The organism is Faecalimonas hominis (assembly GCF_054660755.1).
In genome coordinates, this window is record NZ_BAAHSH010000023.1 from 1 (window position 1) to 13,270 (window position 13,270).

Below are 13,270 nucleotides of genomic sequence, written 5' to 3' on the forward strand. Positions count from 1 at the left end.
ACTTTATAATACGAGGAGGAAATTATGGAGAAAAAAATGACATTTAATTATTTTTACGGTACTGAAGCTGATCAGTTCAGCTTCTACCGCATACCAAAAGCATTATTTACAGACAGTTACTTTAAAGATTTATCAAGCGATGCTAAAATTTTATACGGACTGATGTTGGATCGAATGTCTCTTTCCATCAAGAATCAGTGGTTTGACGACAAAAACAGAGCATATATCTACTTTTCTATCGAAGATATCATGGAATTACTGAACTGTGGCAGAAATAAAGCCATTAAATCCATGAGAGAACTGGATGACGAAACAGGAATTGGTCTGATTGAGAAACGCAGACAGGGATTTGGAAAGGTGAACGTTATCTACGTGAAAACCTTTATGCCTGAGAAAACAGATGAGAAAAAATTTGGAGAGGAATTAAAGAAGTTTAAAAAACAAACTTCTGTGGAAAATGAGGAATCTACAGAAGTTTACAATTCAAACTTCTAGAAGTCCCGAAAACAAACTTCAAGAAGTTTACATTTCAAACCCTAATAATACTAATCTTAGTGATACTGAAATGAATGATAATAAATCTAATCATATCTGTGGATGAGAAAAGATTTGATAGCGATAATCACTCTGAGGATTATCAGGCTTATGAAAACCTTGTCAAAGAGACCATTGATTATGAATCACTGGAAGTAACCCATCATGACGATATGCGACAGGTAGATGAAATCGTGAACCTGATCGTAGAGACTGTGATGTGTAAAAACGACAAGATATTGATTGCCAGCAATTGGTATCCGGCATCACTGGTGAAGAAAAAATTTCTGATGCTGACCTATTCACATATCGAGTATGTCTTACACTGTATGAGTGGTAACACCACAAAGGTGAAGAATATCAAGAAATATTTGTTAGCAGCCCTGTTTAATGCACCGTCAACGATGAACGGGTATTATCAGGCAGAGGTGAACCATGATATGCCAGGACTGGTAAGATAGGAGGTGCACATGTTTATTTTAAAATTTGCTGGGAAGATATTATTACTGCCGGTATGGCTGATCCTTTTTGTGATCGGCCTGGCAGTGAAGATGACAGTACAGACTTATGCGGTTTTCAGAGGAATCCTTGGGTTTATATTCACTTTGTTGATTATAGCGACTGCATACTGTTACCATGACTGGGTACAGGTTGCATTCCTGTTTTCGCTGAGTGTTATTCTGTATCTGATCCTGTTTGCAGGAGTGTTCGTAGATACTGTACTGGACATGACAAGAGAACGTATTATTGATTTTATTATATTGTGAGGAGGATATGAAAATGAGCAAAAACAATGATTATATTCAGTTACCACTACTTAAAAAAGACACACCGTCCGATGTGGTAGCATTTATGTGGGAGTACATGAAAGTACCGGAGAACTCAAGAGAAAAAGTTAAGAATCTGCTTAAAGATGCAAATGAAAATGGCGTAAAATTAAGTCATCAGGCACCAACATTGTATGATGTTGTTACAAAAGAAGAAATTGCTGAATTTGAAGAGCTTATGCGCAAAACCATAGCTGACATTGTATCAGAAGCCAGTAGCGTTGCCTGTTGGGTGTATGTGCAGAAATATGTGAAGCACAAAACCCTAAACGAAATGCTGCAAGAATTGCCAGACGTAGGTCAATTCATCCTAGCTATGGATACCTGGTTTGAAAAACTGATGGAGAAATAATCTAGGAAAATAGTTTAAAGTTTACATGTTATGATCATGTATGAAGTTGGAATAAAATAAAAGAATTATGCTATAATATTGTTCAAGAAAAAAACTCATTGACATATTTCAATCTATTTAGGAGGATAAACGATCATGTGTACAGCAGCAACTTATAAAACAAAAGATTTTTACTTTGGACGAACCCTCGATTATGAATTCTCTTATGGTGATCAGATAGTAATTACACCACGTAATTATGCGTTTAATTTTCGCCATGTTGGCGATATGAAAAATCATTATGCAATTATTGGAATGGCTCATGTTGCAGAAGATTATCCTTTGTATTATGATGCTATGAATGAAAAAGGAGTGGCAATGGCAGGACTGAATTTTGTCGGAAATGCTGTTTATGCCGCGATTAAGCCAGATGTGGAAAATATTGCACAGTTTGAATTTATTCCGTGGATTTTAAGTCAGTGTTCTTCTTTAGTTGAAGTTCGCGAGCTTCTTGAACGAATTAATATTGTTAATACTCCTTTCAGCGAGCAATTACCATTAGCACAATTACACTGGATCATTTCTGATGAGAATGAGTCAATTACGGTAGAATCTATGTCAGATGGTTTGCATATTTATGACAATCCAGTAGGAGTGCTTACGAATAATCCGCCATTTCCACAGCAGATGTTTCAACTAAATAATTATATGTATTTATCTCCTAAACAGCCCAGAAATACTTTCTGCGAAAATTTGGCTCTTGATGCATATAGTAGAGGTATGGGAGGATTAGGTCTTCCGGGAGATCTCTCATCTTCCTCTCGCTTTGTACGTGTAGTTTTTACAAAGGTAAATGCAATTTCAGGTGAATCAGAGGAAGAAAGCGTTAGCCAATTCTTCCACATTCTCGGATCTGTGGATCAGCAACGAGGATGTTGCGAAGTAGCGGATGGAAAATATGAAATCACATTGTATACGTCGTGTTGTAATGTTACAAAAGGTATTTATTATTACAATACTTATGAAAACCATCAGATCAGTGCAGTAGATATGCATGTAGAAAATCTGGATAGTGATAAAATGATTTGTTATCCAGTAATTCAAGGAGAACGAATCAACTATCAAAATAAATAATGTTTTGAAATCAGGGATGAGGTAGAAAGGAAAGTTTCATGACAAAAGATGAAGTAAAAAAACTCAGGATGGCTAGTCCGGAATCACTACAGTTTTTAAATAATGCTACAAAATTTTATAATTTAATGATGATGTATCGTTGTGCTATTCGGGAGATACAAACTAAACTTGAGGTTTTGGATGATGAATTTTCAGTTGAGAACAATCGAAATCCTATTTCTTTTATAAAAACAAGAATTAAGCAGCCCAATAGTATTTACGATAAACTGCAGAAGATGGGATATGAATTTACAACAGAAAATATACAGACATATCTCAATGATGTAGCAGGCGTTCGAATAGTTTGTGCGTTTATTGACGATATTTATATGATATCAGATTTGATTACCCAACAGGATGATATTAAAGTTATTGAAATAAAAGATTATATAAAAAATCCAAAATCGAATGGTTATCGAAGCTATCATATGATTGTTGAAATACCAGTATTTTTTGCTAAGGGTAAAACACCTATGCGTGTAGAATTACAGATTCGAACCAATGGTATGGATTTCTGGGCAACATTGGAACATCAACTTCGCTATAAAAAAGGAATTGAAGAAATGCCTGGCTATGATGAGATAAGTGAAGAATGGCAGGTATTTTTTCTCTTGGATTCCAAGTTGCTTGTCAGCAGAGTTTCATGGCATTGGGCCAGGCAAAAGTTAGTTTATTACTTGCCTGCTTAAGAAAATTGATTCTGTTGATTCCGTTGATTTTTATCCTGCCGCATTTTATCCAGAATAAAGTATTTGCGGTATTTTTGGCTGAGCCAATCAGTGATATTTTGGCAGCGATAATAACAACTTCAACGTTCTTTAGTCGGTTTAATAAAATTTTAGATAGAAAATACTGACCTTATTAATCTTCTCATAGAGGACGACAAAGAAAAGCTCCATGTGTTTAATAAAAACGGATTATACCTTGCCACCAAGAAAATTGGTAAGAATAATCCCAAAGCAGAGCAAATAAGGGAAGATAATAAGGTGCGTATGCGGTGGAATTATGAGGTAGACTGGGCGATTGTCAGTGAAGTTCCTGAAGAGAAGATACGACAGATAAAGCAGGAATGGATTACGGATCGTGTCAGGGAATCTGTTGAGATATTTGGCAGTCGACCGGAAAGACTTGCGGGGATAATAACAACGGCTATTATGAAACTGGCACTTTTGATTTCAAAAGTTTTGGAAACTGCAAGGAAGTTAAAAGCAAGATTGATTTTAGAAAACCTTATAGATACTCAGGAAAGAAGAGTGGCAGAAACTGCAGCAACTGATGTATATGCTGAGGAAGTAGTATCGACGCCAGGCATTGCGATTGTTCCAACTGTTGAAAATAAAGAGGTTACAGAACCGCACAAACCGCAGATACCACCCAAACCTGCCATGCCACCGGATGCAGCTGTTTATCCAAAGTTACAGCGAATTAAGAATGAACTGGATAAGCAAAACGAAATAATCTTCAAAGCAGAGCATGAGAGGAATTTGCTGGAGATAGAACGAGACGATTTGCACGGTATTTCAAGACTAACCAAGAAGAGGGAGCTTGACAGTAAGATTGAGCGAAAGAATGAGGAAATAGATATTCTCAAATCGGGATTCGTAAAGCCTTGTGAAACGATATAACACAAGGGAATACCTAAGGGAAAGCTCACCTACAGAAAAGTTAGTGTTTATAAGGGTTAGCGGGGAGTTTATTAATAAAATATAACAGCTAATGAAACCCTTAAATTAAGTGATTATACAATCGGAGTTTACTTCTACTTAGACATACAAACTGTTGACAGTAAAACTCCTATATAGTATTATTTGATAAAATACTATATAGGAGTTTTTGTGTGAAAATGAATGGCGGATTTCTTGTTACCAAAATAAAACAACTTGGAGATCGAATCTTTGAGAAGATTCTCAGCGAAAAGAATATTGATGCGTTTAACGGAGCCCAGGGGCGTATTCTTTATGTACTGTGGCAGGAAGATGGAATCTCAATCAGGTCACTCTCGATTAAATGTGGATTAGCGATAACTTCTCTTACTACGATGCTGGAAAGAATGGAAAATCAAGGGCTGCTAAGACGCGTTCAGTCTGGAACGGACAAAAGGAAAACACTCCTGTTTCTGACTGAAAAAGCACATGCCTTAAAGGACGAATACGATTCTGTATCTGATAAAATGGGCAGTATTTACTACAAAGGTTTTTCGGAGGAAGAAATTACCCAGTTTGAGGAATGCCTCGACCGTATCAGAAAGAATCTTGAGGAGTGGCAGAAATCATGAATATTTGTATCAAAGATCAGATTCAAAACATGAATATCGTCATCGGATGTACAGTGGGGTGTGCATATTGCTATGCCCGCAATAATGTGAAACGCTGGCATATGATTGATGACTTTGCTGACCCTGAATTCTTTCCGGGTAAGCTCAAGATGATGGAAAAGAAACGTCCGCAGAACTTTCTTCTTACCGGCATGAGTGATCTTTCCGGCTGGAAGTCAGAATGGAGAGACGAGGTATTTGAAAAAATCCGTGAAAATCCACAGCATCAGTTCCTGTTCCTTACAAAGCGACCAGATCTGCTGGATTTTGATACAGATTTGGAAAACGCATGGTTTGGTGTTACGGTGACGAGAAAAGCAGAACTGTGGCGTATTGACGCACTACGGGAAAATGTCAGAGCAAAACACTATCATGTTACCTTTGAGCCGCTATTCGACAATCCAGGTTCAGTTGATCTTTCCGGGATTAACTGGATCGTTGTCGGCACCATGACTGGAGTTCAGAGCAGGAAGGTTCATACGGAGCCGGAGTGGGCATGGTCTCTGACAGATCAGGCGCATGTGCTTGACATTCCGGTATTTATGAAGGAAGATCTTGTCCCTATCATAGGGAATGAAAATATGATTCAGGAAATGCCGGATGAATTCAATAAAGTGTTGGAGGTACAGAGATCATGGCAGAAGTAATAAATGGAATCCTCATTCGTGAGGTGGAAACAAAGAACATCATGACCAAGTCCAGTCTGCCTGTAGGCGGTTACTCGGTCAATCCATATGTAGGCTGTACACACGCCTGCAAGTATTGCTATGCTTCTTTTATGAAGCGCTTTACCGGACACAAGGAGGAATGGGGCACTTTCCTTGATGTGAAGCATTGGCCGGAAATTAAGAATCTGAAGAAATATGCCGGACAACGGGTGGTCATCGGTTCTGTGACAGATGGCTACAATCCACAGGAGGAGCAATTCGGGAATACCAGAAAACTTCTGGAGCAGCTGATCGGCAGTGACGCAGATATTCTGATCTGCACAAAGTCGGATCTTGTGGTACGAGATATTGATCTGCTGAAGAAGCTTGGACGAGTAACCGTTTCATGGTCGATCAACACACTAGATGAAAATTTCAAGAACGATATGGACTCTGCTTCTAGCATTGAGCGCCGTATCGCTGCTATGAAGCAGGTATATGAAGCAGGTATCCGTACAGTCTGTTTCGTATCTCCGGTATTTCCCAGTATCACGAATTTTGAAGCAATCTTTGAGCGGGTAAAGGATCAGTGCGATCTGTTCTGGCTCGAAAATCTTAATCTTCGAGGCGGTTTCAAAAAGACAATTATGGATTATATCGCCGGAAAATATCCTGATCTTGTACCACTTTACGACGAGATCTATAACAAGCATAACCGCAGCTACTTTGAAGCACTTGAAGTAAAAGCTGAGGAAATGGCTAAGAAGTATGATTGCCCATTTGTGGATAATGAAATGCCTTATGGCAGAGTCCCGCAGGGACATCCGGTGATCGTAGATTATTTCTATCATGAGGAAATCCGAGGGACAGAGAATACAGGAAAAAGAAATCGTTAATCTAAACGAAAATTAAACTGATGATGGTGGAGAGATTTATTTATCGCCATTTGAAATCGAGAAGTTCTTGTTTGAAAAATAGAGAAATTGTAAAATTGAAGAAAAAAGAAATGCACAGTTCTTAGCTTATCGGGAACTGTGCATTTTTGTAAATAAATACTTTTAATTAGCCGATTAGGACGTCCTCTGCTGTAAAATGTTCCAGAGAATTTTCTTTTACCTGTATGCAGATATAAGTAATTCCGGAAATATCGGATGCAAAAAACTGACGCTTTGCAGCAGGTGCGATTTTTAGCCAGTCTCCAGTTGAAAGGCTGATTTCTTCTCCATCAATTATGGCTTTGCCGTTACCTGAAAGAATTCCATAGATTTGCAAGTTGGAACAGGTGACAGTCCATTGACGATACCATTTTATGAAAAATGTGGATTTGTCCGTTCTCACAAGATTCCCAATTTCTTTACTGACAATTATGACCACCCAATTTATGAGGGCGGCGTACAGTTGATAGATATGATATATTTGCAAAGATGTTTATAACTTCAAGTTTTTTATCTAAAAGAATTTATAATTTTGAGGGAAATAATGATTTCGTTATGGCGATGGCAATGTAACTAGTAGCTGGGATAAGGTCACTACTTTCTATAATAAGCAAGGTAAAAAGCTATTTAAATTCGGTCTGGCTTATGATAATGTTCAGTTGTTGGTGAAAGAAGTAAAAAATACGCAAAAAAGTATTGCAAATCAGAAAAGGAAGAAATAGAACAATCGGAAGTTAGAGAGGAGGAATAATGCAATGAGCTTCTTTGAAAATACTCGTAAGCCACAAGGCTTTGGCGGAAAATTGATGACGAAAATGATGAACAGAGGTCACGCCAAGTTATCACAATGGGGATTCTCAAATATCTCAGTAAATCCAGATGCTGCGGTACTGGATGTTGGTTGCGGAGGCGGTGCAAATATTGTAGCCTGGTTGAACAAATGCGGAAATGGACATGTGACAGGAATGGATTATTCGGAGGTCAGTGTGGCAGAATCTCAAAAACTGAACGCCGCTGCCATTAAACAAGGGAAATGTTGCGTGGTTCAAGGTGATGTATCTGCTATCCCTTTTCCGGATGCGGTTTTTGATTATGTTTCTGCTTTCGAGACAGTTTACTTCTGGCCAGGATTGGAAAAATGTTTTTTTGAGGTAAATCGAGTTCTGAAAAACGGAGGGACGTTCCTGATTTGTAACGAAAGTGATGGAACGAATGCCACAGATGAAAAATGGACAAAGTTGATTGATGGTATGAAGATTTACACTTCTGAGCAACTTGTTGCTGCCTTGAAAGAAGCAGGTTTTAGAGAGATAAAAACGTATTCAAATACAAAAAATCATTGGATAAGTATTGTTGCGATGAGATAGCCAATTCTCAGTTTTTAAAACTAAGAAATCGGTATTTATCATTTATTAGAAAAAAGGAAACTTTTGTCAAAACCAGTATTTAAAAATTTTATCAGTAATAAAGTGCAGAATGATGTTTGGATTGCAGTTTTTATGCAACTATTTCTTGTTGCTATTGACAAAACCTTTTTCAGAGATTAAAATTATAACAGTGTTATATAGCACTGTTATATAGGAGGTGTACAAAATAAACGGAAATGGAATGACTTTAGAAAATATCCACCGGGCAGCGAAAACGGAATTTTTAGAAAAAGGATATAAAGACGCTTCCCTGCGGAATATTGTGAAATCCGTGGGAATGACTACCGGAGCCTTTTACGGATATTACAAAAGTAAAGAAGAACTTTTTGAAGCCATCGTTGGTGAGCATTATGAATATATTCGCAACCGTTTTATAAAGGCACAGCAGGAGTTTGCCGAACTTCCAGCTGCCAGACAGCCGGAAGTCATGAGTGATATTTCGGGAATCTGCATGTACGATATTCTTCATTATGCGTATGAGCATTTAGAGGAATGTAAACTGATCCTTGTCTGTTCGGAAGGAACAAAATTTGCCGGGCTAATTGATGAAATGGTGGAGATTGAAGTGGAAGGGACTCATGCCTATCAGGAGGTTTTAAGGAAGCTTGGAAGGCCCTCTCCCCATATCGATCCTTCGCTGGAGCATATTCTGATCACCGGCATGTTTCATACTTTTTTTGAATTGATCATTCATGAAATGCCGCTAAAAGATGCCGAAAACTACGTTAGAGAAATGCGCGCCTTTTATACAGCAGGATGGATGAAAATTATGGGGCAGTAATGCCTTATAATTTTTGTTTGACAGTTAGCAATAACTAACCTAAATTCGGATATTGTAAGAACATAGACGTGTTCTCTTTATCATAAACACAAAGAAAAGGAGGAATTTTTTTGAAAAAACAATCCAATTTATCACGCCTGCTGGAAATTGCAGGTAGCCATAAGTACCTGACCTATGCTTCCTGGGTGCTTTCTGCAATCAGTGCCCTGATCGCTCTGGTACCCTTCTATTACATCTGGAAAATGATCAAGGAAGTACTGGAGGTGGCACCGAATTTTGGCCAGGCACAGAACCTGACCGGTAATGGCTGGATGGCAGTATTGTTTGCGGTTATAGCGGTGCTTGTCTACATAGCAGGGCTGATGTGTTCCCATTTAGGGGCATTTCGTATCGCCACAAACCTGCGTATCCAGACCATGGAACATATTGTCAGACTTCCCTTAGGTTTTGCTGAAAGTTTTGGCAGCGGAAAACTGCGCAAGATCGTCAACGAATCCAGCGCAGCCACTGAAACCTATCTCGCTCATCAGCTTCCCGACAGAGCCAATGCCATTGCAACCCCCTGTGGTCTTTTGGTGCTGTTGTTTGCATTTGACTGGAGACTGGGACTGTTGAGCCTTGTTCCGGTTGTGCTGGGATTTCTGATCATGATGACAATGACCGGAAAGCAGATGCAGGAAAAGATGAAAGAATACCAGAATGCGCTGGATGATATGTCCAACGAAGCGGTAGAGTATGTCCGCGGGATTCCGGTGGTAAAAACCTTTGGCCAGACCATCTTTTCCTTTAAGAAGTTTAAAGACTCCATTGACCGGTATAAAGTATGGGTGATCGCTTATACCAAGCAGCTTCGGACACCGATGATGTTCTATACAGCTGCAATCAACGGAGTTTTTGCCACACTGATCGCCGGAGGCTTGTTGCTGACACAAGACGGTGTGACTTCCGGTTTCTTACTGGATCTCATTTTCTATATCATTATTACGCCGGTTATTTCTATTACACTGACACGTATCATGTTCCAAAGTGAAAATGCCATGATCGTAGATGACGCTTTACAGAGAATTGACAGTGTTTTGCGTTTGAAGCCTCTGGAGGAAACCAAACACCCAATACACCCGCACAATGCTTCCGTGGAACTGAAATCGGTTCATTTCAGTTATGATGGAGAAAAAGAAGTATTAGAAGATATTTCACTGACCATTCCTGAAGGGCAGACGGTAGCTTTTGTAGGCCCGTCCGGCGGTGGTAAGACAACCCTTGCCAACCTGATTTCCCGATTCTTTGATCCCCAGAGCGGAATGGTAAAAATCGGTGGTGTTAATGTGAAAGACATCCCAAAAGAGGAACTCATGAATACGGTGTCTTTCGTATTTCAGAACAGCCGTCTCATCAAGGCGTCCATTCTGGAAAATGTGCGTATGGGAAAACCGGAAGCTACCCGTGAGGAAGTTCTGACTGCCCTTCATCACGCGCAATGCGATGATATTCTGAAAAAACTCCCACAGGGTGTGGATACGGTCATCGGTACAAAGGGGGTCTATCTATCCGGTGGAGAGCAGCAACGAATTGCCATTGCCCGTGTGATGCTGAAAAATGCTCCGATTATTATTCTGGATGAAGCCACTGCCTTTGCTGACCCGGATAACGAAAGCCGTGTACAGGCTGCTTTCTCAAAACTTTCCGAGGGAAAGACAGTGATTATGATTGCCCACAGGCTTTCTACCGTAACAAATGTGGATCAGATTTTTGTCATTCAGGACGGACAGGTTGCCGAGTGCGGGAACAGTCGTGAATTGCTTGCAAAAGACGGCATTTTCAGCCGTATGTGGAAAAATTACCAGACTTCCGTGCAATGGAAGGTAACAAAGGAGGTGCAGTGATATGATCAAAAAACTGCAGAAAAAATATGCCCTGTCTGAACAGGGAGCAAAAGACCTGATCAAAGGCTGCCTGGCCTGTGTCCTTCAGAATCTGTCTTTTATGTTCCCGGTAGGACTTTTATATTACCTGGTCAGCGATCTGATGAACGGGGGTGTTCCCGGTGGGAAAATTCCATTTTATGTGGCAGGCTGCGTGGTGTGTATCGGCTTGATTCTGCTGACCACTTTCTTTCAATACAATGCGACCTATTTTGCAACTTACAAAGAAAGCGGTGTCCGCCGCATTACCCTGGCAGAGCATCTGCGCAAAATCCCTCTTTCTTTTTTCGGAAAAAAGGATTTAGCCGATCTTACCAGTACCATTATGGCGGACTGTACCTTCCTGGAACAGAGTTTTTCACATTTTATCCCTGAGCTTGCGGGTTCGATCATTTCTACGGTTCTGATTTCTATCGGTCTGCTCTTTACGGACTGGAGAATGGCGCTGGCTGCCTTATGGGTTCTGCCGGTTGCTTTTGCGATTGTGGGATTTTCCGCAAAGATTCAGGAAAATCTGAATCAGAAAGCGATGGATGTGAAGATGGCCTGCGCAGACGGGATACAGGAGTGTATTGAAACAGTTCGTGATCTGAAAGCGAACAATGCGGAGCAGGCATATTTAAAAGGGCTGGAAAAGAAGATCCGTGCTGTGGAGCATCGTTCCATCCTCAATGAATTTGGTCTTGCTGCTTTTGTGGTTTCCGCGTCACTGGTGCTGAAGCTTGGTATTGCAACGGTTGCGCTGGTGGGAGCTGTTCTACTCATGCAAGGAAGCCTCTCCGTGCTTACATTCTTTATGTTCCTTCTGGTAGTATCCCGTTTATATGACCCTCTGCAGGGCGCGCTCCAGAATCTTGCGGCAGTCATCAGTACACGAACCAACATTGCCCGAATGAATGAGATTCTCGATCATCCGATCCAGCAAGGCAGTGACAGGCTTTCCAATCAGGGGTATGATATTGTCTTTGACCATGTTGGGTTTGCCTACAATACCGGAGAAACAGTATTGAAAGATGTTTCTTTTACGGCAAAACAGGGAGAGGTTACGGCTTTGGTCGGCCCATCTGGCGGCGGGAAAACAACCGTATCCCGGCTGGCTGCAAGATTCTGGGATATTAACAGAGGAAAGATTACCGTGGGAGGTATGGATGTATCCCGAATAGACCCGGAAACACTGCTTTCTCTGTATTCCATCGTATTCCAGGATGTCACACTGTTTGACAATACGATTCTGGAGAATATCCGAATCGGAAACAAAGACGCCACAGATGAACAGGTCATTGCGGCTGCGAAACTTGCCAATGTGGATGAATTTGCCAAAAAACTGCCGGATGGATGGCATACCAATATCGGAGAAAATGGCTGTGAACTATCCGGCGGAGAGCGCCAGCGTATCTCTATTGCCCGTGCATTTCTGAAAAATGCGCCGATCATTCTTTTGGATGAAGCGACTGCTTCCCTGGATGTGGAAAATGAAACTCTGATACAGACAGCCCTTTCCCGTCTGATCGCAGATAAAACCGTTCTGGTTATCGCCCACAGAATGCGTACCGTAGCCGGAGCGGATAAGATCGTTGTCCTTTCTGATGGCACCGTGGCAGAAGAAGGATCACCAAAGGATCTGGAAGAAAAGAATGGTGTATATGCCCATATGGTAAAACTGCAGACAGAAAGCCAGAATTGGAAACTTGGGTAAAGAAGGAGGAAATGTAATGAACAAGAACCATTGTAAGCAGGAAAATATCCGACTTGGTACCTACGGAGAAGACTATGGAAGCTGGATGTCCAACCCTGTCTTTTACATCATTGGCGGAATCATGGAACAGGTTCATCGAGTCGTTCTTTCTCATCTGGACTATGACGGCGAGGGGAAGATTCTGGAAGTAGGCTGCGGCTCCGGAGCATTGACAATCCGTTCAGCTCTGACATGGCCGAAAGCAAAAGTGATCGGTGTTGATCACTGGGGCGCTGTGTACAATTACAGCAAAGCACTCTGCGAGAAGAATGCTGCCAGTGAGGGCGTGGCTTCCCGCTGTGTATTTCAGCACGGTGATGCGAAGCAGCTGGATTTTCCTGATGAGAGTTTTGATGTAGTCATCAGCAACTATGTCTATCACAATGTTATGGGTGTTGATATGCAGAAACTGCTGCTGGAAAGCCTGCGGGTATTGAAAAAAGGCGGCGTCTTTGCACTTAACGATAATATGAAACAAAAGATGTACGGTGACATGGAAGGTTTTGCGCAGAAACTGCGGGATATGGGGTATGAGGAAGTACGACTCGTTGATATCGCACAGGAAGCTTTTGGCTCCCACCGTCGGGCTGCCGTGATGATGCTAGGGTCTTCCCGGTTGCTTGTCGGCAGAAAGTAATGTATCA

Annotated in this window: 14 protein-coding genes and 3 pseudogenes; 16 read left to right on the plus strand and 1 reads right to left on the minus strand. The window is 40.9% G+C overall.

Annotated elements, in window-relative coordinates; genetic code table 11:
* Positions 1 to 24: 24 nt before the first annotated feature.
* The 10 genes and pseudogenes from ACYQ35_RS02865 (at position 25) to ACYQ35_RS02910 (ending at position 6,722) form a co-directional block, all read left to right on the plus strand.
* Positions 25 to 995, plus strand: a pseudogene (locus ACYQ35_RS02865) (DUF6017 domain-containing protein).
* A 9-nt stretch (positions 996 to 1,004) separates the two neighbouring features.
* A complete protein-coding gene (locus ACYQ35_RS02870) occupies positions 1,005 to 1,301 on the plus strand; it encodes a hypothetical protein (protein WP_459830063.1) in 297 nt (98 codons plus the stop codon).
* A gap of 7 nt (positions 1,302 to 1,308) precedes the next feature.
* Entirely contained in the window at positions 1,309 to 1,713 is a 405-nt protein-coding gene (locus ACYQ35_RS02875) for a hypothetical protein (protein ID WP_459830066.1), read from the plus strand.
* Positions 1,714 to 1,848: 135 nt separating this feature from the next.
* The gene (gene bsh / locus ACYQ35_RS02880) at positions 1,849 to 2,826 is read left to right on the plus strand and encodes a choloylglycine hydrolase (protein WP_227097469.1); all 978 of its coding nucleotides are present in this window, start codon (positions 1,849 to 1,851) and stop codon (positions 2,824 to 2,826) included.
* A gap of 38 nt (positions 2,827 to 2,864) precedes the next feature.
* Positions 2,865 to 3,554 carry a GTP pyrophosphokinase gene (locus ACYQ35_RS02885; RefSeq protein WP_459830070.1) on the plus strand — a complete coding sequence of 230 codons (690 nt, stop codon included), beginning with the start codon at positions 2,865 to 2,867 and terminating at the stop codon, positions 3,552 to 3,554.
* A pseudogene (locus tag ACYQ35_RS02890) lies at positions 3,458 to 3,721 on the plus strand (MATE family efflux transporter); the annotation flags it as partial. The gene ACYQ35_RS02885 and the pseudogene ACYQ35_RS02890, both read left to right, overlap by 97 nt.
* A gap of 43 nt (positions 3,722 to 3,764) precedes the next feature.
* A complete protein-coding gene (locus ACYQ35_RS02895) occupies positions 3,765 to 4,490 on the plus strand; it encodes a hypothetical protein (protein ID WP_459830073.1) in 726 nt (241 codons plus the stop codon).
* 212 nt (positions 4,491 to 4,702) lie between these two features.
* Positions 4,703 to 5,140 (plus strand): radical SAM mobile pair system MarR family transcriptional regulator, encoded by a 438-nt coding sequence (locus tag ACYQ35_RS02900; RefSeq protein WP_459830076.1) that lies wholly within the window; start codon positions 4,703 to 4,705, stop codon positions 5,138 to 5,140.
* Positions 5,137 to 5,826: a radical SAM mobile pair protein A gene (locus ACYQ35_RS02905; RefSeq protein WP_072522468.1), complete on the plus strand. Its 690-nt coding sequence runs from the start codon at positions 5,137 to 5,139 to the stop codon at positions 5,824 to 5,826. Before ACYQ35_RS02900 ends, ACYQ35_RS02905 begins: the two co-directional genes overlap by 4 nt.
* Entirely contained in the window at positions 5,814 to 6,722 is a 909-nt protein-coding gene (locus tag ACYQ35_RS02910; protein ID WP_459830080.1) for a radical SAM mobile pair protein B, read from the plus strand. Before ACYQ35_RS02905 ends, ACYQ35_RS02910 begins: the two co-directional genes overlap by 13 nt.
* Before the next feature lie 166 nt (positions 6,723 to 6,888).
* Here the strand turns inward: ACYQ35_RS02910 and ACYQ35_RS02915 are convergent, their stop codons facing one another.
* Positions 6,889 to 7,137 carry a cupin domain-containing protein gene (locus ACYQ35_RS02915; protein ID WP_459830350.1) on the minus strand — a complete coding sequence of 83 codons (249 nt, stop codon included), beginning with the start codon at positions 7,135 to 7,137 and terminating at the stop codon, positions 6,889 to 6,891.
* On the opposite strand from ACYQ35_RS02915, the pseudogene ACYQ35_RS02920 reads away from it, so the two are divergent.
* From ACYQ35_RS02920 to ACYQ35_RS02945, 6 genes and pseudogenes are all read left to right on the plus strand, one after another.
* Positions 7,093 to 7,260: pseudogene (locus ACYQ35_RS02920) on the plus strand (GNAT family N-acetyltransferase); the annotation flags it as partial. The gene ACYQ35_RS02915 and the pseudogene ACYQ35_RS02920 overlap by 45 nt on opposite strands.
* 256 nt (positions 7,261 to 7,516) lie before the next feature.
* Positions 7,517 to 8,128 (plus strand): class I SAM-dependent methyltransferase, encoded by a 612-nt coding sequence (locus ACYQ35_RS02925; protein WP_117944060.1) that lies wholly within the window; start codon positions 7,517 to 7,519, stop codon positions 8,126 to 8,128.
* 217 nt (positions 8,129 to 8,345) lie between these two features.
* The gene (locus ACYQ35_RS02930; RefSeq protein ID WP_416386345.1) at positions 8,346 to 8,969 is read left to right on the plus strand and encodes a TetR/AcrR family transcriptional regulator; all 624 of its coding nucleotides are present in this window, start codon (positions 8,346 to 8,348) and stop codon (positions 8,967 to 8,969) included.
* Between the two features lie 110 nt (positions 8,970 to 9,079).
* Entirely contained in the window at positions 9,080 to 10,852 is a 1,773-nt protein-coding gene (locus ACYQ35_RS02935) for an ABC transporter ATP-binding protein (protein WP_072522462.1), read from the plus strand.
* Position 10,853: 1 nt separating this feature from the next.
* The gene (locus tag ACYQ35_RS02940; RefSeq protein ID WP_072522461.1) at positions 10,854 to 12,587 is read left to right on the plus strand and encodes an ABC transporter ATP-binding protein; all 1,734 of its coding nucleotides are present in this window, start codon (positions 10,854 to 10,856) and stop codon (positions 12,585 to 12,587) included.
* A 16-nt stretch (positions 12,588 to 12,603) separates the two neighbouring features.
* Complete coding sequence (locus ACYQ35_RS02945; RefSeq protein WP_459830088.1) at positions 12,604 to 13,263, plus strand: class I SAM-dependent methyltransferase; 660 nt, start codon at positions 12,604 to 12,606, stop codon at positions 13,261 to 13,263.
* Positions 13,264 to 13,270: the final 7 nt, after the last annotated feature.

Coding starts and splice junctions, on each gene's coding strand:
- ACYQ35_RS02870 (WP_459830063.1), top strand. CDS start 1,005: ATGTTTATTTTAAAATTTGCTGGGAAGATATTATTACTGCCGGTATGG.
- ACYQ35_RS02875 (WP_459830066.1), top strand. CDS start 1,309: ATGAAAATGAGCAAAAACAATGATTATATTCAGTTACCACTACTTAAA.
- bsh (WP_227097469.1), top strand. CDS start 1,849: ATGTGTACAGCAGCAACTTATAAAACAAAAGATTTTTACTTTGGACGA.
- ACYQ35_RS02885 (WP_459830070.1), top strand. CDS start 2,865: ATGACAAAAGATGAAGTAAAAAAACTCAGGATGGCTAGTCCGGAATCA.
- ACYQ35_RS02905 (WP_072522468.1), top strand. CDS start 5,137: ATGAATATTTGTATCAAAGATCAGATTCAAAACATGAATATCGTCATC.
- ACYQ35_RS02910 (WP_459830080.1), top strand. CDS start 5,814: ATGGCAGAAGTAATAAATGGAATCCTCATTCGTGAGGTGGAAACAAAG.
- ACYQ35_RS02925 (WP_117944060.1), top strand. CDS start 7,517: ATGAGCTTCTTTGAAAATACTCGTAAGCCACAAGGCTTTGGCGGAAAA.
- ACYQ35_RS02940 (WP_072522461.1), top strand. CDS start 10,854: ATGATCAAAAAACTGCAGAAAAAATATGCCCTGTCTGAACAGGGAGCA.
- ACYQ35_RS02945 (WP_459830088.1), top strand. CDS start 12,604: ATGAACAAGAACCATTGTAAGCAGGAAAATATCCGACTTGGTACCTAC.